This is a genomic window from Nonomuraea sp. NPDC049607 (assembly GCF_040675375.1).
Taxonomy (GTDB): domain Bacteria; phylum Actinomycetota; class Actinomycetes; order Streptosporangiales; family Streptosporangiaceae; genus Nonomuraea.
This window is the reverse complement of the sequence record NZ_JBFAOV010000001.1, coordinates 478,706-496,875: the sequence shown is the minus strand read 5'-3', so window position 1 is coordinate 496,875 and position 18,170 is coordinate 478,706. Positions and strand designations below refer to the sequence as shown.

21 protein-coding genes and 1 tRNA gene are annotated in these 18,170 nt (G+C 69.8%); 15 read left to right on the top strand and 7 right to left on the bottom strand.

Translation table 11 applies throughout. From position 1 onward, the window contains the following. Positions 1 to 39: 39 nt before the first annotated feature. The 8 genes from gnd to AB0J97_RS02545 all read left to right on the top strand — a co-directional run bounded on the left by gnd (position 40) and on the right by AB0J97_RS02545 (position 9,044). Positions 40 to 981, top strand: coding sequence for a phosphogluconate dehydrogenase (NAD(+)-dependent, decarboxylating) (gnd, locus tag AB0J97_RS02580; protein WP_364083562.1), 942 nt, complete (start codon positions 40 to 42; stop codon positions 979 to 981). Between the two features lie 90 nt (positions 982 to 1,071). Continuing rightward, positions 1,072 to 2,304 carry a DNA replication/repair protein RecF gene (recF, locus tag AB0J97_RS02575; protein WP_364083559.1) on the top strand — a complete coding sequence of 411 codons (1,233 nt, stop codon included), beginning with the start codon at positions 1,072 to 1,074 and terminating at the stop codon, positions 2,302 to 2,304. Further along, positions 2,294 to 2,794: a DciA family protein gene (locus AB0J97_RS02570; RefSeq protein WP_352324557.1), complete on the top strand. Its 501-nt coding sequence runs from the start codon at positions 2,294 to 2,296 to the stop codon at positions 2,792 to 2,794. The genes recF and AB0J97_RS02570 overlap by 11 nt, the downstream gene beginning before the upstream one ends. 302 nt (positions 2,795 to 3,096) lie before the next feature. Continuing rightward, positions 3,097 to 5,040 carry a DNA topoisomerase (ATP-hydrolyzing) subunit B gene (gyrB, locus tag AB0J97_RS02565; protein WP_364083556.1) on the top strand — a complete coding sequence of 648 codons (1,944 nt, stop codon included), beginning with the start codon at positions 3,097 to 3,099 and terminating at the stop codon, positions 5,038 to 5,040. 15 nt (positions 5,041 to 5,055) lie between these two features. Then, positions 5,056 to 7,554: a DNA gyrase subunit A gene (gene gyrA / locus AB0J97_RS02560; RefSeq protein WP_364083553.1), complete on the top strand. Its 2,499-nt coding sequence runs from the start codon at positions 5,056 to 5,058 to the stop codon at positions 7,552 to 7,554. Between the two features lie 3 nt (positions 7,555 to 7,557). Next, positions 7,558 to 8,208: a DUF3566 domain-containing protein gene (locus AB0J97_RS02555; RefSeq protein ID WP_357693295.1), complete on the top strand. Its 651-nt coding sequence runs from the start codon at positions 7,558 to 7,560 to the stop codon at positions 8,206 to 8,208. A 133-nt stretch (positions 8,209 to 8,341) separates the two neighbouring features. Then, positions 8,342 to 8,415, top strand: a tRNA-Ile gene (locus AB0J97_RS02550). Positions 8,416 to 8,621: 206 nt separating this feature from the next. Then, entirely contained in the window at positions 8,622 to 9,044 is a 423-nt protein-coding gene (locus tag AB0J97_RS02545; protein WP_364083550.1) for a hypothetical protein, read from the top strand. Positions 9,045 to 9,134: 90 nt separating this feature from the next. On the opposite strand, the gene AB0J97_RS02540 is transcribed toward AB0J97_RS02545, so the two are convergent. Together AB0J97_RS02540 and AB0J97_RS02535 are read right to left on the bottom strand one after the other, a co-directional pair. Continuing rightward, entirely contained in the window at positions 9,135 to 9,404 is a 270-nt protein-coding gene (locus tag AB0J97_RS02540) for a hypothetical protein (protein ID WP_364083547.1), read from the bottom strand. Then, positions 9,401 to 9,550 (bottom strand): hypothetical protein, encoded by a 150-nt coding sequence (locus AB0J97_RS02535; RefSeq protein WP_364083544.1) that lies wholly within the window; start codon positions 9,548 to 9,550, stop codon positions 9,401 to 9,403. Before AB0J97_RS02535 ends, AB0J97_RS02540 begins: the two co-directional genes overlap by 4 nt. A gap of 52 nt (positions 9,551 to 9,602) precedes the next feature. Between AB0J97_RS02535 and AB0J97_RS02530 the strand changes: the two genes are divergently transcribed. Both AB0J97_RS02530 and AB0J97_RS02525 read left to right on the top strand, forming a co-directional pair. Next, on the top strand, positions 9,603 to 9,893 hold the full coding sequence (locus tag AB0J97_RS02530; RefSeq protein WP_364083541.1) for a hypothetical protein: 291 nt from the start codon (positions 9,603 to 9,605) through the stop codon (positions 9,891 to 9,893). A 126-nt stretch (positions 9,894 to 10,019) separates the two neighbouring features. Then, positions 10,020 to 11,285: an MFS transporter gene (locus AB0J97_RS02525; protein ID WP_364083539.1), complete on the top strand. Its 1,266-nt coding sequence runs from the start codon at positions 10,020 to 10,022 to the stop codon at positions 11,283 to 11,285. A gap of 19 nt (positions 11,286 to 11,304) precedes the next feature. Here the strand turns inward: AB0J97_RS02525 and AB0J97_RS02520 are convergent, their stop codons facing one another. After that, complete coding sequence (locus AB0J97_RS02520; RefSeq protein WP_364083536.1) at positions 11,305 to 11,676, bottom strand: DUF4267 domain-containing protein; 372 nt, start codon at positions 11,674 to 11,676, stop codon at positions 11,305 to 11,307. Between the two features lie 89 nt (positions 11,677 to 11,765). On the opposite strand from AB0J97_RS02520, the gene AB0J97_RS02515 reads away from it, so the two are divergent. Both AB0J97_RS02515 and AB0J97_RS02510 read left to right on the top strand, forming a co-directional pair. Next, positions 11,766 to 12,338, top strand: coding sequence for a TetR/AcrR family transcriptional regulator (locus AB0J97_RS02515; RefSeq protein WP_364083533.1), 573 nt, complete (start codon positions 11,766 to 11,768; stop codon positions 12,336 to 12,338). A gap of 74 nt (positions 12,339 to 12,412) precedes the next feature. Continuing rightward, complete coding sequence (locus tag AB0J97_RS02510; protein WP_364083530.1) at positions 12,413 to 12,802, top strand: nuclear transport factor 2 family protein; 390 nt, start codon at positions 12,413 to 12,415, stop codon at positions 12,800 to 12,802. 18 nt (positions 12,803 to 12,820) lie between these two features. Here the strand turns inward: AB0J97_RS02510 and AB0J97_RS02505 are convergent, their stop codons facing one another. Then, positions 12,821 to 13,147 carry a CU044_2847 family protein gene (locus tag AB0J97_RS02505; protein ID WP_364083527.1) on the bottom strand — a complete coding sequence of 109 codons (327 nt, stop codon included), beginning with the start codon at positions 13,145 to 13,147 and terminating at the stop codon, positions 12,821 to 12,823. A 207-nt stretch (positions 13,148 to 13,354) separates the two neighbouring features. Here AB0J97_RS02505 and AB0J97_RS02500 point away from each other — a divergent pair, with 207 nt between their 5' ends. Then, positions 13,355 to 13,774: a hypothetical protein gene (locus AB0J97_RS02500; RefSeq protein ID WP_364083524.1), complete on the top strand. Its 420-nt coding sequence runs from the start codon at positions 13,355 to 13,357 to the stop codon at positions 13,772 to 13,774. Between the two features lie 2 nt (positions 13,775 to 13,776). Then, positions 13,777 to 14,001, top strand: a complete 225-nt coding sequence (locus AB0J97_RS02495; RefSeq protein ID WP_357693278.1) for a helix-turn-helix transcriptional regulator — start codon at positions 13,777 to 13,779, stop codon at positions 13,999 to 14,001. On the opposite strand, the gene AB0J97_RS02490 is transcribed toward AB0J97_RS02495, so the two are convergent. Both AB0J97_RS02490 and AB0J97_RS02485 read right to left on the bottom strand, forming a co-directional pair. Continuing rightward, positions 13,998 to 14,474 carry a transcriptional regulator gene (locus AB0J97_RS02490; protein ID WP_364083521.1) on the bottom strand — a complete coding sequence of 159 codons (477 nt, stop codon included), beginning with the start codon at positions 14,472 to 14,474 and terminating at the stop codon, positions 13,998 to 14,000. The two genes, AB0J97_RS02495 and AB0J97_RS02490, sit on opposite strands and share 4 nt — an antisense overlap. Positions 14,475 to 14,729: 255 nt before the next feature. Continuing rightward, positions 14,730 to 15,353 (bottom strand): FMN-binding negative transcriptional regulator, encoded by a 624-nt coding sequence (locus AB0J97_RS02485; protein ID WP_364083518.1) that lies wholly within the window; start codon positions 15,351 to 15,353, stop codon positions 14,730 to 14,732. 45 nt (positions 15,354 to 15,398) lie between these two features. Between AB0J97_RS02485 and AB0J97_RS02480 the strand changes: the two genes are divergently transcribed. Beyond that, the gene (locus tag AB0J97_RS02480) at positions 15,399 to 16,727 is read left to right on the top strand and encodes an aminotransferase class I/II-fold pyridoxal phosphate-dependent enzyme (RefSeq protein WP_364083515.1); all 1,329 of its coding nucleotides are present in this window, start codon (positions 15,399 to 15,401) and stop codon (positions 16,725 to 16,727) included. Positions 16,728 to 16,743: 16 nt separating this feature from the next. Here AB0J97_RS02480 and AB0J97_RS02475 read toward each other — a convergent pair whose 3' ends face one another. Then, complete coding sequence (locus AB0J97_RS02475) at positions 16,744 to 18,123, bottom strand: MFS transporter (protein WP_357693269.1); 1,380 nt, start codon at positions 18,121 to 18,123, stop codon at positions 16,744 to 16,746. Between the last annotated feature and the right edge of the window lie 47 nt (positions 18,124 to 18,170).

The window sequence follows — 18,170 nt, the reverse complement described above, 5'->3', positions numbered from 1 at the left end:
GGGGATGATGGAAGCCTGACAAGGGGGTAGAGGAGCGTCATGCAGATCGGCATGGTGGGACTGGGCAAGATGGGCGGCAACATGGCCGAGCGGCTGCGCCGCGGCGGCCATGAGGTGGTCGGTTACGACCGCGACCCTGGCATCAGCGACGTGGCCAGCCTGAAGGAGCTGGTCGAACGGCTGTCCGCGCCGCGTGCGGTCTGGGTCATGGTTCCCGCGGGCAAGCCCACCCAGCAGACGGTCGATGAGCTCGGCGAGCTGCTCGACGAGGGCGACATCGTCGTCGACGGCGGCAATTCACACTATGTGGACGACCAGAAGCACGCCGCCGAGCTGCGCGAGAAGGGCATCGGCTTCGTCGACTGCGGCGTGAGCGGCGGCGTGTGGGGGCTGCAGAACGGCTACGCCCTCATGTGCGGCGGCGAGCAGGCCGACGTCGACCGGCTCATGCCGATCTTCGAGACGCTCAAGCCCGAGGGCGAGGACGGCTTCGTCCACGCCGGTGACGTCGGTGCCGGCCACTTCGCGAAGATGGTCCACAACGGCATCGAGTACGGCATGATGCAGGCTTTCGCCGAGGGCTGGGAGCTTCTGGAGGCGTCCGACGTCGTCAAGGACGTCAGGGGCTCCTTCAGCAGCTGGCGCACCGGCACCGTCATCCGTTCGTGGCTGCTCGACCTGATGGTCCGGGCGCTCGACGACGACGAGCACCTCGACGAGCTCCGCGGTTACGCACAGGACTCCGGCGAGGGCCGGTGGACGGTCCAGGCGGCCGTCGACCACGCCGTGCCGCTGCCGGTGATCACCGCCGCCCTCTACGCGCGGTTCGCCTCGCGCCAGGACGACTCCCCCGCGATGAAGGTCGTCGCCGCGCTGCGCAACCAGTTCGGCGGCCACGCGATCACCTCGACCGAGGGCAGCACCGGCAAGGGCGCCGACTCGCCCGGCGCCGACGTGACCCCGCCGCGCGAAGCCGAGTAGTCCACAGGCGGCCAGGGGAAGCCCGGGGTTTTCCACAGGACGGCACGCCGGTGACGCGGGCGGCCCCCGCGGCGCACTAACCTTCGTGGGGTGCATGTCGCCCACCTCTCGCTGACCGACTTCAGGTCCTACGCGTCCGTGGAGCTCGGTCTGGAACCGGGCGTCACGGCTCTCGTGGGGCCCAACGGCCAGGGCAAGACCAACCTGGTCGAGGCCCTCGGCTATGTCGCGACGCACTCCAGCCACCGGGTGGCCAACGACGCGCCGCTGGTGCGTCAGGGTGCCGCGCGAGCCATCGTGCGGTGCGCCGTCCACAGGGACGATCGGCGGGCGCTGATCGAGCTGGAGATCAACCCGGGCAAGGCCAACCGGGCGCGGCTCAACCGCTCCCCCGTGTCCAGGCCGCGCGACGTCATCGGCCTGCTGCGCACGGTGCTGTTCGCGCCGGAGGACCTGGCGCTGTCCAAGGGCGACCCGTCCGAGCGCCGCCGATTCCTCGACGACCTGCTGGTGGCCAGGGCCCCCAGGTTCGCCGGGGTCCGGGCCGACTACGACCGGGTGCTGAAGCAGCGCGGCGCCCTGCTGCGCACGGCCGCGCAGGCCCGCAGAGGCAGCAGGAGCGCCCGGCGGGCCGAGAGCGACACCGCGTTCGCCGCCGCGGGCGCCGGCGACGTGCTGAGCACTCTGGAGGTGTGGGACGCCCACCTTGCCCGGCACGGCGCGGAGCTGTTGCAGGCGCGGCTCGAACTGATCGAGGCGCTGCGCCCGCTGGTCGCCGGGGCCTACTCTGCGCTGGCCCCCACGAGCGCCCCCGCGACGCTGGCCTACCGCAGCACGTTGTCCACAGGTGGGGACGGCGCGGAGGACGAAGTCGCCGGTGAGCGGGGATCTCCCGATGCGCAGACGTTATCCACAGACTTGGGGAAAACCCTTGAACAGCAGCTCCGCGACCGGCTGTTGGAGGTCCGCCAGGCCGAGCTGGAACGGGGGGTCACACTCGTCGGCCCACACCGCGACGACCTGATCCTGGGCCTCGGCGACCTGCCCGCCCGCGGCTACGCCAGCCACGGCGAGTCGTGGTCGTTCGCGCTGGCGCTGCGCCTGGCCGCCTACGACCTGTTGCGGGCCGACGGCGGCGACCCGGTGCTGATCCTCGACGACGTGTTCGCCGAGCTGGACAGCCACCGCAGGCGCAGGCTGGCTGAGATCGTCGCGCCGGCCGAACAGGTGCTGATCACCGCCGCCGTGCCCGACGACGTGCCGAAGGAGCTGGCGGGAGCCCGTTTCGACGTCGCTGAGGGGAGCGTGACCCGTGTCCGATGAGCAGCACAACGCGGCGGCCAGGGGGGCCGCCATGGCGAGGGAGAAGCTGGCGCAGGCCAAGGCCGACGCGGCCAAGCGCGGGCAGCTCCCGCGCCGCGAGCCCAGGCGGAAGGCCGGCCCGCGCCGGGAGGCCGGCGATCCGCAGCTCTTCGGCCGGGCCATCGCCGACCTGCTGGCCGACCGGGGCTGGGAGCGGTCGGCGGCCGTCGGCGCGGTGTTCGGCCGGTGGAAGGAGATCGTCGGCCCCGACCTGGCCGCCCACACCCGGCCGGAGTCGTTCGACGAGGGCGAGGTGCTCATCGCGGCCGATTCCACGGCATGGGCGACGCAGGTCAGACTGCTCGCGCGCACCCTCATCCGCAGGCTGAACGAAGAGCTGGGTGACGGATCGGTGACAAAGGTCAAGGTCAGGGGGCCGCAGAACGCGCCCCGACCCACAGGGGGATTGCGGGTGACCGGAAGCAGGGGGCCCGGCGACACCTATGGTTAGGCGCCGGGGGCGATCAGACAGCCGCAGACGCGATAAGCCCCCTTTCCGAAGGGGGGATGCTTGAGTGGGGGGCAAAACGAGCTAGGGCGCATCACAGGCGCGTGTATTGCCACCACGGGCTCCGGGAAGCGGTAGAATGAAAAAGGATTCCGGACACGTCCGCTTGCGTGTCACCCCGGCAGCAAGCCGACTCCCCCGGGTGACCGCGCATCGGGGCACTCACGACGGTGACGGGCACGGCAGGGGCAGCATCAGGTTGATGGCCTCCCCCGCCGCGTGTCCGCGGCAGGAGGATTTCGCAGTTGTCCTACGACGCTAGCTCAATCACCGTACTCGAAGGACTTGAGGCGGTTCGCAAACGCCCGGGTATGTATATCGGCTCGACCGGTGAGCGCGGCCTGCACCACCTCGTCTACGAGATCGTGGACAACGCGGTGGACGAGGCGCTGGCCGGTTTCGCCTCCAGGATCGACATCACTCTGCTGGCCGACGGCGGCGTGCGCGTGATCGACAACGGCCGCGGCATCCCCACGGGCATCCACCCCGTGGAGAAGCGCTCGGCCGTCGAGGTCGTGCTGACCACGCTCCACGCGGGCGGCAAGTTCGACAGCCAGTCCTACGCGGTCTCCGGCGGCCTCCACGGCGTCGGCTCGGCCGTCGTCAACGCGCTGTCCACCGCCATGGACGTCGAGGTCAAGCAGAACGGCCACTACTGGCGGCTGAACCTCGTCAACTCCAAGGCGCTGGCCCCGCTGGCCAAGGGCGAGGAGACCGACGAGACCGGCACCACGATCACGTTCTGGCCCGATCCCGGGATCTTCGAGACCACCACCTGGAACTACGAGACGCTCTCGCGCCGCTTCCAGGAGATGGCCTTCCTCAACAAGGGCCTGACGATCACGCTCGCCGACGAGCGTCCCGACCACGTCAACGGCGAGCCCCGCACGGTCGAATACCACTACGAGGGCGGTCTGGCCGACTTCGTCAAGCACCTCAACGCCAAGAAGGAGGCGGCGCACGCGTCGATCATCTCCTTCGAGGAGGAGGGCGACGGCATCGCAGTGGAGATCGCGATGCAGTGGAACAACTCCTACGCGGAGTCGGTGTACACCTTCGCCAACACGATCAACACCGCCGAGGGCGGCACCCACGAGGAGGGCTTCCGCGCGGCGCTGACGACCATCGTCAACCGCTACGCGCGCGAGCAGAAGTTCCTCAAGGAGGGCAAGGACGACAACCTCTCCGGCGAGGACGTCCGCGAGGGCCTGACGGCGATCATCTCGGTCAAGCTGTCCGACCCGCAGTTCGAGGGCCAGACCAAGACCAAGCTGGGCAACACCGAGGCCAAGTCGTTCGTGCAGAAGGCATGCAACGACCATCTGCGCGACTGGTTCGAGCGCAACCCCGGCGAGGCCAAGGACATCATCAACAAGTCGCTGCAGGCCAGCCGCGCCCGCATTGCGGCCCGCCAGGCCCGCGACCTGACCAGGCGCAAGTCGCTGCTGGAGTCCGGCAGCGGCCTTCCCGGCAAGCTGGCCGACTGCCAGTGGAACGACCCGGAGAAGTGCGAGCTGTTCATCGTCGAGGGCGACTCGGCCGGCGGCTCCGCCAAGGGCGGCCGCGACTCGCGCTTCCAGGCGATCCTGCCCATCCGCGGCAAGATCCTCAACGTGGAGAAGGCGCGGATCGACAAGGTCCTGAAGAACAACGAGGTCCAGGCGCTCATCACCGCTCTGGGCACCGGCGTGCACGACGAGTTCGACATCGCCAAGCTGCGTTACCACAAGGTGATCCTGATGGCCGACGCCGACGTCGACGGCCAGCACATCAACACCCTGCTGCTGACGCTGCTGTTCAGGTTCATGCGGCCGCTGATCGAGGCCGGGCACGTCTACCTGTCGTGCCCGCCGCTCTACAAGATCAAGTGGGACCGGAAGGGCGAGGACGCCTCCTACGCCTACTCCGACGCCGAGCGCGACGCGGTCATCAACGACGGCATCGCGCAGGGCAAGGCAGACCCGCGCCCGCGTGACAACGTCCAGCGCTTCAAGGGCCTCGGCGAGATGAACGCCGGCCAGCTCTGGGAGACCACCATGAACCCGGCGACGCGACTGCTGCGCCTGGTCACGCTCGACGACGCGGCCCAGGCCGACGACCTGTTCAGCGTGCTCATGGGCGAGGACGTCGAGGCGCGGCGTGACTTCATCATCCGCAACGCGCGCGACGTTCGCTTCCTCGACGTTTAAGAAGGACCTGAACCTGTGACGGACGTGAACACCACTCCCCCGGCTGAGCGCATCGAGCCGGTGGACATCCAGTCGGAGATGCAGCGCAGCTACATGGACTACGCGATGTCCGTCATCGTGTCCAGGGCGCTGCCTGATGTGCGCGACGGTCTCAAGCCGGTGCACCGGCGGGTGCTCTACGCGATGTACGACGGTGGCTACCGTCCCGACCGCGGCTACTTCAAGTGCGCCCGCGTCGTCGGTGACGTGATGGGCACCTACCACCCGCACGGCGACACCTCGATCTACGACGCGCTGGTCCGCCTGGCCCAGCCGTGGTCGCTGCGCTACCCCCTGGTCGACGGGCAGGGCAACTTCGGCTCGCCGGGCAACGACCCGGCGGCCGCGATGCGGTACACCGAGTGCAAGCTCGCGCCCATCGCCATGGAGATGCTGCGCGACATCGACAAGGACACCGTCGACTTCCGCCCCAACTACGACGGCAAGTCGCAGGAGCCCGACGTCCTGCCGGCGCGGTTCCCGCAGCTGCTGGTCAACGGTTCGGGCGGCATCGCGGTCGGCATGGCGACCAACATCCCGCCGCACAACCTGCGCGAGGTGTCGGCCGCGGTCCGGTGGTACCTGGAGAACCCGCAGGCCGACGACGAGGAGCTGCTGGAAGCCTCGATCAGGCTGGTCAAGGGGCCCGACTTCCCGACCAGGGCGCTGATCGTCGGGCGCCGGGGCATCGAGGACGCGTACCGCACCGGGCGCGGCTCGATCACCATGCGCGCGGTGGTCGAGGTCGAGGAGGACAAGGGGCGGCAGGCGCTCGTCGTCACCGAGCTGCCGTACCAGGTCAACCCGGACAACCTGGCGCTGAAGATCGCGGAGCTGGTGCGTGAGGGCAAGCTCACGGGCATCGCCGACGTCCGCGACGAGAGCTCCTCGCGGGTCGGCCAGCGTCTGGTGATCGTGCTCAAGCGCGACGCGGTCGCCAAGGTCGTGCTGAACAACCTGTACAAGCACACCCAGCTCCAGGACACCTTCGGCGCCAACATGCTGGCGCTGGTCGACGGCGTGCCGCGCACGCTGCGGCTCGACCAGTTCATCCGCCATTACGTGGCCCACCAGGTCGAGGTCATCGTCCGCAGGACGCGTTACCTGCTGCGCAAGGCCGAGGAGCGCGCGCACATCCTGCGCGGGCTGCTGAAGGCCCTTGAGCGGCTCGACGACGTCATCGCCCTCATCCGGGCCTCGGAGTCGGCCTCGCACGCCCAGCAGGGCCTCATGGGGCTCCTGGAGATCGACGAGGTCCAGGCTCAGGCCATCCTGGACATGCAGCTGCGCAAGCTGGCCGCCCTGGAGCGGCAGTCCATCCAGGACGAGTACGACTCCCTGATGGCCCAGATCGCCGAGTACAACTCGATCCTGGCCAGCGAGGCCCGCCAGCGCGAGATCATCGGCGACGAGCTGGCCGAGGTCGTCAACCGCTTCGGCGACGAGCGCAAGACCGAGATCATCGCCTACGACGGCGACATGTCGATCGAAGACCTCATCGCCGAGGAGGAGATCGTCGTCACGATCACCCGCGGCGGCTACGCCAAGCGCACCCGTACCGACCTCTACCGGGCGCAGAAGCGGGGCGGCAAGGGTGTGCGCGGCGCCCAGCTGCGCCAGGACGACATCGTCGACCACTTCTTCGTCACCACCACGCACCACTGGCTGCTGTTCTTCACGAACAAGGGCCGGGTGTACCGGGTCAAGGCGTACGAGCTGCCTGATGCCGGGCGTGACGCCCGTGGCATGCATCTCGCGAACCTTTTGGCCATGCAGCCCGACGAAACAGTCATGGAAGTTCTCGACCTCCGCGACTACGACGTCGCCCCCTACCTGGTGCTGGCCACGCGCAGCGGCCTGGTGAAGAAGACGCGCCTGTCCGAGTACGACTCCCCCAGGTCGGGCGGTCTGATCGCGATCAACCTGCGCGAGGACGACGAGGTCATCGGCGCCCGCCTGGTCTCCGAGACCGACGATCTGCTGCTCGTCTCCAAGGGCGCGCAGTCGATCAGGTTCACCGCCTCCGACGAGGCGCTGCGGCCCATGGGCCGCGCGACCAGCGGCGTCATCGGCATGAGGTTCCTCGAAGGAGACGAACTTCTCGCCATGAATCGCATCGCCGACGGTCAAGACGTGCTTATCGCCACGAAGGCTGGGTACGCAAAACGGACGCCAGTGGAGCAGTATCCAGTTCAAGGACGTGGCGGTAGGGGCGTGCTGACTGCGAAGATCGTGAGTTCCCGTGGCAAGCTGGTCGGAGCCGTCATGGTCAACCCAGAGGACGAGGTCTTCGCGATCACGTCCGCCGGCGGGGTGATCCGGACGAGTGCCGGCGAGATCAAGCAGTCCGGCCGCCAGACCATGGGAGTGCGATTGATGAACCTCGCCGAAGGCGACAGCGTGGTTGCCCTCGCCCGGAACGCGGAGTCGATGGAGACTCCGGTGGAGAATGAGGAAGACGGGGGAGGAGAGTAAATCATGAGCGCCCAGGGTGGCACCGCCAGAGCCCAGGCGGCGTCGGGTAACGGACAGCAGCCGAAGAAGTCCAACGAGCCGGAAATCTTCAATTCGGTCGACGGCGAGCAGGACAAGACGCCCAGGCCGGGCGCCGCTGCTCAGCCTCGTTCCAAGGACGAGCCGCAGGCGGAGGGCAACGAGACGGTGCGCCTCCGTCCGTCGCTCACCTCCGAGGCGCCTCCGGCCGTCGAGATGCCCAAGAAGAAGTCGTCGAACAACGCGGGGTCCAGGCTTCCCCGCAAGGCACACCTGGTGCTGCGCCGCATCGAGCCGTGGTCGGCCATGAAGTTCAGCTTCGTGGTGTCACTGGTCTGCTTCGTGGTGCTCTTCGTGGCAGTCGCCGTCCTTTACGGCGTGCTGTCGGCTCTGGGGGTGTTCGACTCGCTCGTCGACCTGGTCAACCAGCTCGGCAAGGGCGAGCAGGGACAGAGCTCGATCCCGATCAACATCGCCTCGTGGTTCGAGCCGGTGCGGATCCTCGGCTACACCGCCCTGATCGGCGCCGTGAACGTGGTGCTGATCACCGCTCTGTCCACGCTGGGCGCGGTCATCTACAACATCGCGTCCGACCTGGTCGGGGGCGTTGAGGTGACGTTCAGCGAGGCCGAATAGCAGGTTCGGGCGGGGGCTCGTGCCGTACCGGGATGGCTGGTACGGCACGAGCAGCCCGTCGGACACGGTAAGCTTTTCTCGTCCGAACAACCGGTTCGCCTCCATCAGGCGAATGCGATACGGTTCGGTGTGCGGGGCTATAGCTCAGACGGTTAGAGCGCTTCCCTGATAAGGAAGAGGTCCCAGGTTCAAGTCCTGGTAGCCCCACCCAGCTCCGAGGCCATTTCCCATCAAGGGAAGTGGCCTTTTTGGTCTCCCGGGTGACTAACTGAGTGACTAAAGTCGTATCTCGTTCGAAGGTCACGAGTTACAGCCGGAACACTGAGCCTCCCCGTCCCGAGGTCCGCCCGAAGGATGAGCGGTTGTGGGTCCCAGGGATATGGGTGATGAAGCACCGCGCACTGTTGTGTTGGATGGGTGCCATCCTTCTGTCCACCCTTCCTAACTGGGCTTCGTTGCCAGTGGATACAGAGATCTACATCTGCGCCTATTTGGACACCGAGGGTGGATACACGGGTCGTGATGTGCTCGGCCTGGGCTTCAGCGCGATGGCCACGCTCCTTCCCCTTACCTTGGTGGTGCTGGCCGTGGCCGCACGGCGATCACTGCCCCGGAGGCGCCGGCTCCTCGCCTGGACAGGAGCGGGCGGAGCATTCGCGACAGCCGCTTACTACGCGCTGTCGACCATTGCGTTCTTCTCCCCCTACTGCCCTGAGGGCTCGCAGGGGCCTGGGTTCGTGATCCCGCTCTATGGCGCTGTCGCTGCGCTCGTCCTGACCGCCGGCGCGACCCGGGCCGGAGACAAGCCCAACGCGGACGCCGAGACTCGGTCATGAACAGTGCTTAAGCCTGGGGGAAGATCTGGTCCATTGCTTCGGCACCTTCCAGCAGCACTGGGTGGAGCTGCTTCCGGTAGACCTTCTCCGTCACCACCGTAGCGTCTCCGTGCTCAGGACCTTCGCCTTGGCTGCCAGCCAGCGGTCCACGTCGTCGGCGGACAGCTCGCGGAGCTCGCGAGCGTCCAACGCGGAGATCACGTGCTGCTCGGCCAGGATGCGACGGTTGGTGACCGTGGAAGCCTCCCGACCGCTCAACCCGATCTCCAGCCAGTCCCGTACGGCGTCGCCCACGGTGTAGTTGTGCGCCGCCGTGGTCAGGCCGTCGTCGTAGTCCCTGATGATCTCCTTGAGCTTCACTGGGCTTCGGTCTTGGTCTTGCCGCCGGCCTTCTTGACGATGCGCTTTCCGGCCGGGGTGTAGCCGACCGTCACCGAGGCGATCCAGCGCTCCCGTGCCTCGTCCCAGTGCAGGCCGCCGTCTCCCCGGCTGCGTCGTGCGCTCATGATGCCCTCGCTTCCTGTTCGAGTAGCTTCGACGGTCCGTAGGATCGGTCGCGTGGGGATGTACGTCTCGGTGCGCGGGTGGATCGAGCTGGACTTCGCTCAGAGGCCGGACGCCGAACGCATCATCGGGGACGACCCCTACTCCGGCGGCTGGGGATGGCCGGCGAAGCCGTTCAACTGGACGCTCTACCTGTTCTACGGAGGTGACGTCAGGGAGGGCGCGCTCCACGAGATCCGGTCCCAGGTCGAACAGCTGGCGGCCCTGCCGCCGGTCGATGAGGACGGCGATCGCCCGCGAGGCGTCTTCGTGGTCACCGACGAGCGTGGGCAGGCACGATGCTGACACGTTCGCGACGGTGTGGTTCTCGACGTGCCGGCGCCGGATTTCACATGGTTGGCGATTTAGGACCGGGCCTGGTCGAGGTGAATTCGGGGATTATGCGGTTCGAGTGGTGGCAGAATTTCGCGGATGTCGGGGTCTGGGTCGTTGTGGCGGCAGCGGGATTTCGTGCTTCTATGGAGCAGCCAGACCACCAGTTCGCTCGGGAATGAGATCTCCTATCTGGCGTTACCGCTGGTCGCGGGGCTTTTGCTGAATGCGTCTCCCATGGAGCTCGGGCTGCTGACGGCGGCGCGCAGGTTGCCGGTGTTGTTCGCGTCGTTGCCGGCGGGGGCTCTGAGTGATCGGTGGCGGAAGCGGCCGGTGATGATCGTCACGTTCCTGGTCTTCGGGGTGGCGATGGCGACCGTGCCGGTGGCGGCCGTGGCCGGAGGGCTCACGTTGTGGCAGCTCTACGGGGTGGCGCTGGTCGTCGCGACGTGTGAGGTGTTCTTCACGCCGGCCTACCAGACGTACTCGCTGACGTTGCTCGGGCCGGAGCGGTTGATGGCGGGGAACGCCAAGCTCACCAGCACGGTCACGGTGGCGGGGATGGTGGGGCAGCCGGTCGGCGGCGTGCTGATCTCGCTGTTCGGGCCGGCCAAGGCGGTGCTCGCCGACGCGCTCTCCTACCTCGGCGGCGCGCTCGCGCTCGCGCTGATCCGGGCTCCGGAGGCCAGGCCGGAGCGGAGGGAGCGGGCCCCTCGGCTGCGGGCGCAGATCGGGGAGGGGCTGCGGTACGTCGTGCGTCATCGCGTGATCGGGCCGCTCGTGCTCTACATGGCCACGGTGAGCTTCTGCATCGCCGGGCTGAGCGCGCTGGAGGTCAACTACGTGGTGCGGGAGCTCGGCTGGTCGGGCCTGGCCACCGGCCTGGTGTTCGGGGTGAGCATGGCCGGTGGGCTGGCGGCCGGGGCGATCGCGGGGCCGCTCACCGACCGGTACGGCATGCCGCGCGTGCTGCTCGGGGCCGCCTTCGCGTACCCGTTGTGCAGCGGGTCGATCGGGCTGGTGGGGCCGGGGGCGGCGGGGCAGGTCGTGGTGGGCGTCTCGTGGACGTTGCTGATCATCGTCACGCTCGTCTTCCAGAGCACCCAGCGCAGCCTGCGGCAGCTTCTGACGCCCAAGGAGATGCAGGGCCGGCTGGCGGCCACGTCCCGCTGGCTCACCTGGGCGGCCACGCCGGTCGGCGCGGTCCTCGCCGGGGCGCTGGCCGGTGGGATCGGCATGCGGGGCACCCTTCTGGTGTTCTCCGCCGGGATGCTGGCCGGTCCGGTGGTGATGTGGTGCTCGCCGTTGCGCACGTCCCGGCGGGAGATCGATCGGGACGTGCGGACGGCGGCAGCGGCGGGGTAGCGGCTCGGCAGGCGGCCGGTCACAGGGCGAAGAGCAGGGCGGCGCTCACGAGGACGGCGACGGCGGTCGCGAAGTGCACGCCGAACGCGACCGCCTTGGTGCCCCCGTTGCGAAGCACGATCAGGGTGTCGCCCAGGGGCAGCAGCGCGACGATCAGCATGTACCAGGCCTCCGCCTGGGCGCCGGCGAAGGCCAGCAGGGCCAGGCCGAGCAGCCCGTACGCGCCGTCGCGCAGGCCCTTGATGGTCAGGTAGGCGCTGTCACCGTCCTGCTTGGCGGGGACGCCGTAGCCGGCGGCGGCGGCGCGCGGGACGAACAGGAAGCGAGCGCCGATCAACAGGACCATCAGGTTGAGGACGATGGCGAGGCCGTAGGCAATGGTGGTGAGCATGTCCGTCTCCAGAAAGCTAGCGGTGCTAGGAACGAGGATGACGCTAGCAGAACGATGACAGATGCGCTAGCGGTGCTAGAGTCGAGAGCATGACGATCCAGGCGCGCCGGGAGCGCGAGCGTGCGGAACGCGAGAAACTGATCATCACCGTCGCCTGCGAGCTGGCCGAGGCCGAGGGCTGGGAGGCGGTGACCACGCGGCGGCTGGCCGAGCGCATCGAGTACAGCCAGCCGGTGCTCTACAGCCATTTCAAGGGCAAGGGCGCGATCATGGCGGCCGTCGCCGTCGAGGGATGCGCCGTCCTCGCGGAGGAACTGCGCGAGGCCCGCACCGCGGCTCCGGACGCCGGCAGCGCGCTCGCGGCCGTCGGCGCGGCCTATACGGCGTTCGCCGAGCGGCGTCCGGCGCTCTACGACGTCATCTTCAACCTGAGCGTCGATCTGCCGTTCGCGACGCCGCAGGCTCCCGCGGCCCTGCATGCGGCGTTCGGCGAGCTGGTCGAGGGGCTTCGCCCGCACGCCGGTGAGGAGGACCTGCCTCTGCTCGCCGAGACCTTTTGGGCCGCGCTGCACGGGCTGGTCACGCTCACGAGGGGCAAGCGGCTGCCGCGGGAGCACCACGACCGCCGGCTTGAGCTGCTTCTGAGGCGGTTCGTGGCCTGACGGTTTGACCTTGTCGCTGGCGTCAACGATTACCCTCGTCGCCCGCCCATCGACCGGAACGGACGACCACACCCATGAGCACGTCCCGCACCACCCTGCTCGACCTGGACCAGAGCTTCTTCGACGCCCTGGTGGCCAACGACCACGACCGCCTGAACGACCTGCTGACGGACGACTTCGTCCTGGTGGGGGTCGAGGACGGGGCGGTCGCCGGGAAGGGCGTCCTGCTCGATCTGGTGGCCTCTGGAAGCCTTCGGTTCCCGAAGATCGATTCGTTCCCGGACGAGGCGATCGTGCGGGTCATCGGGCAGGTGGGGATCGTCGTGGGGCGTACCGGGATGAACTTCACGAACCCCGATGGCAGCACGTTCAGCGCCGGGAGCCGGTACACGCACGTGTACGCGTCCGGGGGCGACGGGAGCTGGCGGCTCGTCTCGGCACAGGGCACCGCCATCAAGCCGTGAACAGGGCCTGCCGAACGGTCAGCTGGTCGGCTTGTGCCATTCTGCGGTGACCTTGAGGTGCGCCTCGCCCGTCGACTCGGCGACGACCACGCCGGCCTTGGCGGTGAGCTTCATCCCGAACTCCACCGCGATCACGTCCGGCGGCTCCGGGCATGATCGCATGCGGCGCAGGACGTCGGTGGCGAAGGTCTGGACGCGCTGGAGCCCCGCGCCCAGCGTCTCGGGCATGCGTTCGACGGCCGCGCGCGCCCGCCCGGCGGGGAGCGGCTCGTCGCCGGGCCGCTCGTCGACCTCCACGAGCACGGTGCCGCCGTCGTCGAGGGGAACCTCAAGGAAGTAGCGCACGGTGGGCCTCCTGTCCTGGGACAAGAGCAAGCATGCTGGACGGGTCCGCCCGGCGGTGGCTCTTTCGCCGCGGCGGTGCTACCGGCGGCCTGTGGACGGGCTCTCTGGCGGAAAGTTATCCACAGGATGGGGACGGTTGTCCACAGCGGTGGAGAAGTCTGAAATCATTGACATGATGTACAGAGCGTTTTACATTCCCTTCTTGTGATGTCGTACGAGGAAAAGGGCGCCTGGGTCTATCTCGTGGCGACGGTGGGCACCTACGTGGCCTACGTCATCGTCATCCTGGGCAGGGCCGGCGGCGGTCCGCTCAGCGCCGTCCCCTACGTCGCGCCGATGGTGTGGGCGATCGGCATAAGCATCGGCCTGTCGATCGCGGGCCGTATCGTGGTCGAGATCGTGAAGCCCAGCGAGAGTCACCAGAGCGACGTGCGAGACAGGGAAATCAACCGTTCCGCCCAACATGTCGGGGGCGTTGTCCTAGGGGTCTCCATGATGGTCCCCCTTGGTCTGACCATGGCGGAAGCCGACCACTTCTGGATCGCCAACGCCATCTACGCGGCACTCGTCCTGTCCGCCCTGGTAGCCACCCCGCTGAGGCTCATCGCCTATCGGAGGGGCCTGTAGGGATGGGCAAGCCGACCAAGGTCACCAATTCCATCAGGACTCTGCGGTTCACGCACGGCGAGATGACGCAGGCCGAACTGGCCCAGCGGATCGGCGTCACGCGGCAGACCGTCATCGCCATTGAGCAGGGCCGCTATTCACCCTCTCTTGAGGTGGCCTTTCAGATCGCCAGGGTGTTCCGGGTGCCTCTGGACGACGTCTTCCAGTATCCAGACCCCGAAGGCTAGTTATCCACAGGCGCGTCGGTTTTCCACAGGCTGTCGAGAGCGGCGGCGACGGCCGCGATGGAGTCGTGCGCGGAGCGGATGCGGGCGGTCTGGGCCTCGTCCGTCCAGCCGAGTCGCAGGCCCTCCTCGGCCAGCGCGTCGAACGCCGTGAACGCGGCCAGCTTCTGGCGCAGCACCTTCGACCAGGCGTCGTCCTCGATCCGGTAGAAGACGTTGCGCTCCCCCGGTCTGCGGAGCTTGTGGACGAGCCGGATCGACGTCAGGAGCTGCATGGTCGTCGTCAGCGACGCGCGGCTCGCGCCGATGGCGTCGGCGATGTCGGACGCGGCCTGCGCGGGCGGGTCGCAGACCATGAGCCAGCCCAGGACGCGGCCGGTGATCGGAGCCAGACCCCACTCCTCGGAGACGAAGTCCGCCACCCGCTCGACCCAGTCGAGCACCTGCTCCCGGCCGGGGCCGTCCGGCGCCTCCATGTAAGACCTCCCCTTGCGTCGCGATCCCAGCCGACATCACTCTTCGCGAGCTGTCAAATACCGGGAGTGGCGACGGCGGGCTGCTCATGCTGAATCCGTGATCGCTGTCATGCTGCTGCTCCCCCTGGTCCTGCCCGAGCCGACCTCGGTCGTCCGGGCGCGGGGTGAGGGCCTGGATCACGGTGAAGCACCACTACGGGCTGACCGTCACCCACCGGGAGAAGCGGGCCCTCATCCGCATGCTGCGCACCTGCTTCAGCGCCCTGCCATCCTCCTGAGCTGCTGCTCCCTGGCTCCGGCGTCGCCCGGCAGGTCGCGTTCGGCCAGCAGGGCGGCCACCCGTTCGCGGGCCTCGGCAGGGTAGTGGCCGTCGTACTTGAACTTGGCGCGCACCTCCACCACCGCCAGGCGCAGCCCGCGCAGGCCGGGCAACTGCCGGTGGTACGGACCCTCGCCGGCCGCCATGACGCCGTGGGCGCCGTCGGGCTGGAAGTGGGCGAGCTGGCGGCGCAGGATCTCCGCCTTGGCCTCGGGGTCGTCCACCGTCTCGGCCCGGCAGGTGAGCTGGACGGAGGCGTAATAGCTGGTGGGCACGCCGGTCTCGGGGTCGCCCTTCCGCCAGCCGCCGGGGATGTAGGCGTAGTCGTCGTGCACGCTCAGCAGGACCAGCGGATCGCGCTCGATCGCCGCCCACACGGGGTTGGGCCTGGCCAGGTGGAGCAGCACCTCCGTGCCGCCGTCGAAGAGGAAGTGGGTGGGGACGACCACGGGCGGGCCGCCGTCGTGGCCGTTGGCGGCGAGCTGGCCGAAGTCGCGGGTGGCCAGCCAGGCCCGCCACTCGTCGTCGTCGCGTGCCGCGTCCCAAGGATGGATGAGCACGTGAAACCCTCCCGTCGGGGTTTGTATTAGTACATAATGTTTTTTGTGTCAGGAACATACACGATCGTTGGGGGGACGGCCAGCGAGATCGCGGCGGGCGTCGAGGCCGCCGTGTCCGCCGGGCTGCTCCTCCCCGGTACGCACCTGCCGCCCGTGCGCGAGGTGGCCGCCATGGCCGAGGTCAGTCCGAACACCGCCGCGGCCGCGTACCGGCTGTTGCGGGAGCGCGGGGTCGTCGAGACCGCGGGCCGGCGCGGAACCCGGGTCAGGCCGCGTCCGGCCACCACGACCCGCGAGGAGATCCGCATCGAGGTGCCGCCGGGCGCGCGCGACCTGTCCCACGGCAATCCGGACCCGGCTCTGCTGCCGCCGCTGCACGACGCGCTCGCCGCCGCGGCCAGGGTGCACGAGCAGCGTCCGGCCATGTACGGCACGGGCGACGACGAGGAGCTCCTCTCGCTGGCCGCCGCCCGCCTACGTGCCGACGGCGTGCCGGCCGCGCCGCTGGCGATCACCTCGGGCACCCTCGACGCCGTGGAACGCGTCCTGATCGCCCACCTTCGTCCCGGCGATCCGATCGGCGTCGAGGACCCGGGCTGGACGGCCCTGCTCGACCTGGTCGCCGCCCTGGGGCTGCGGCCGGTCCCCATGCGGCTGGACGACGAGGGCCCGCTGCCGGACGAGCTCGACCGGGCGTTGCGGGCGGGCGTACGAGCGGTGGTGATCACGGCCCGCGCCCAGAACCCCACCGGCGCGGCCGTCACCGCGTCGCGGGCCGCGGACCTGCGTGCCCTGCTGGACACCCGGCCCGACGTGGTGCTGATCGAGGACGACCACGGGGCGAGCCTGGTGGACCTCCCCCTCCATCCCCTGGCCGGCGTGACGACCCGCTGGCTGCTCACCCGCTCGACGGCCAAGGCGTTCGGCCCTGACCTGCGGCTGGCGCTGGTCACGGGCGATCCCGTCACGCTCGGCCGGCTGCGCGGACGGCAGCGGCTGGCCGCGGGCTGGGTCAGCCATCTGCTGCAACGCGCGGTCGCCCACCTGTGGCGCGCGCAGGCCGTGGACACCGCGGCCGTCGCCGCCGCCTACGCCGGACGCCGGGACGGCCTGGTCGAGGCGCTGGCCGCGCGTGGCGTACGGGCGCACGGCCGCAGCGGGCTCAACGTCTGGGTCCCGGTCGCCGACGAGACCACCGCGGTCACCCGGCTGCTGGCGCTCGGCTGGGCCGCCGCGCCCGGCGCCCGCAACCGCGTTCGGACGCCGCCCGCGCTGCGCCTGACGGTCTCCACGCTGGGGCCCGACGAACTTCCGCGCCTCGCCGACGACCTGGCCGTCGCCCTCCGTCCGCCCACGACCGGCCGGTACGGCTGACGTCACGGGCCTGCGGTCAGCGGTGCGGTTCCAGGGACATCGCCGGGGCCGGCTCGGGACACCGCGGGCGGCGTGCCGAATGGGCCAGCACGCCCAGGGCGCCCACGATGAGCACGAGCAGGGCCGCCCTGGTGGCCGCGGGCCAGCCGGCGTCCAGGGAGCCGAAGAACACCGCGCCGGTGATCGTGCCGCCGAGCACGCCGCCGGTCTCCTGGACCGTCCCCAGCACCCCGGCCGCCGCGCCCGCGCGCTCCCGGCGTACGGACGCGAGGACCGAGGAGAGCAGCGGCGACATGAGCAGGCCCATCCCCGCGCCCGCCACCAGCAACGCGCCCGCCACCAGGTACGGCGACTCCCCCGCCTGGTAGAGCAGCCCGAGCCCCAGCAGCAGCGCCAGCGGGCCGACCGGGCGCGGCACCCGGGCCGAGCGCGGTGAGGCCAGGAAGAAGCCGACGTTCAGCGCGGTGCACACCGCCCCGGCGGCCAGGGGACCGAGGCCGAGCCCGTCCTGGAGGTGGAGGGCGAGCACGAACGACAGGCCCGCCGAGGTGCCGAACAGCAGCGCGACCGCCGCCAGCCCGGTCGCGAACCCCTTCTCGCGGAACACCTCCAGGTCCAGCAGCGGCTCCCGGCCGGTCGCCGCCAGCCGCCGCTGCCGCCGGACGAACGCCGCCAGCGTGAGCGCCGCGCCGCCCAGGCACGGCCACGTCCACTGCGGCCAGCCCTCCTCGCGCCCCTGGACCAGCGGCAGCACGACGCCCACCAGCCCCGCCGCGACCAGCGCCGCCCCCGCCAGGTCCAGCCCGGCGCGCGCCCCGGCCCCCGCGACGCCGGGGACCAGCCGCCTGGTCAGCGCCAGCGCCGCCAGCCCGATCGGCACGTTGACCAGGAAGCACGCCCGCCAGCCGAGCCCGAGGGGATCGGCGGCCACCAGCAGCCCGCCGACGACCTGGCCGCTCATCCCGGCCAGGCCCACCACCGTGCCGTACCAGCCGAACGCCCTGGCCCGGTCCGCGCCCGGGAACAGCGTACCGACCAGCGTGAGGACCTGCGGGGCGAGCAGCGCCGCCGCGACGCCCTGCGCCACCCGGGCGAGCACGAGCGCGGCGGTGTCCGGCGCGCCGCCGCAGGCCGCCGAGGCGAGCGTGAACAGGGCCAGCCCGGCGGCGAAGAGGCGGCGCGGCCCGTAGAGGTCGCCGAGCCGTCCCGAGACGATCAGGCCCGCCGCGTACGCCAGCCCGTACCCGGCGATCACGAACTGGCTCGCCGCGTCGCCCGCGCGCAGGTCGGCGCGGATCGAGGGCATGGCCACGTTCGCGACGAAGAAGTCGAGCGTGGTCATGAACACCGCGACCAGCAGCACGGGCAGGGCCGCCCAGCGAGGACGGAGGGACATCAGGGACTCCAGGGGAGGGAGGAACCGGGCGGTGGGAGAACACCGGC

Excerpts from the sequence above, each read along its gene's own strand:
- AB0J97_RS02520 (WP_364083536.1), bottom strand. The coding sequence starts at position 11,676 with ATGCTCACCACCATTGCCTACGGCCTCGCCATCGTCCTCAACCTGATG.
- AB0J97_RS02495 (WP_357693278.1), top strand. The coding sequence starts at position 13,777 with ATGGGCAAGCCGACCAAGGTCACCAATTCCATCAGGACTCTGCGGTTC.
- AB0J97_RS02515 (WP_364083533.1), top strand. The coding sequence starts at position 11,766 with ATGACGATCCAGGCGCGCCGGGAGCGCGAGCGTGCGGAACGCGAGAAA.
- AB0J97_RS02510 (WP_364083530.1), top strand. The coding sequence starts at position 12,413 with ATGAGCACGTCCCGCACCACCCTGCTCGACCTGGACCAGAGCTTCTTC.
- AB0J97_RS02535 (WP_364083544.1), bottom strand. The coding sequence starts at position 9,550 with ATGAGCGCACGACGCAGCCGGGGAGACGGCGGCCTGCACTGGGACGAG.
- AB0J97_RS02545 (WP_364083550.1), top strand. The coding sequence starts at position 8,622 with ATGGGTGCCATCCTTCTGTCCACCCTTCCTAACTGGGCTTCGTTGCCA.
- AB0J97_RS02525 (WP_364083539.1), top strand. The coding sequence starts at position 10,020 with ATGTCGGGGTCTGGGTCGTTGTGGCGGCAGCGGGATTTCGTGCTTCTA.
- AB0J97_RS02500 (WP_364083524.1), top strand. The coding sequence starts at position 13,355 with ATGTCGTACGAGGAAAAGGGCGCCTGGGTCTATCTCGTGGCGACGGTG.
- AB0J97_RS02555 (WP_357693295.1), top strand. The coding sequence starts at position 7,558 with ATGAGCGCCCAGGGTGGCACCGCCAGAGCCCAGGCGGCGTCGGGTAAC.
- AB0J97_RS02475 (WP_357693269.1), bottom strand. The coding sequence starts at position 18,123 with ATGTCCCTCCGTCCTCGCTGGGCGGCCCTGCCCGTGCTGCTGGTCGCG.
- AB0J97_RS02490 (WP_364083521.1), bottom strand. The coding sequence starts at position 14,474 with ATGGAGGCGCCGGACGGCCCCGGCCGGGAGCAGGTGCTCGACTGGGTC.
- gnd (WP_364083562.1), top strand. The coding sequence starts at position 40 with ATGCAGATCGGCATGGTGGGACTGGGCAAGATGGGCGGCAACATGGCC.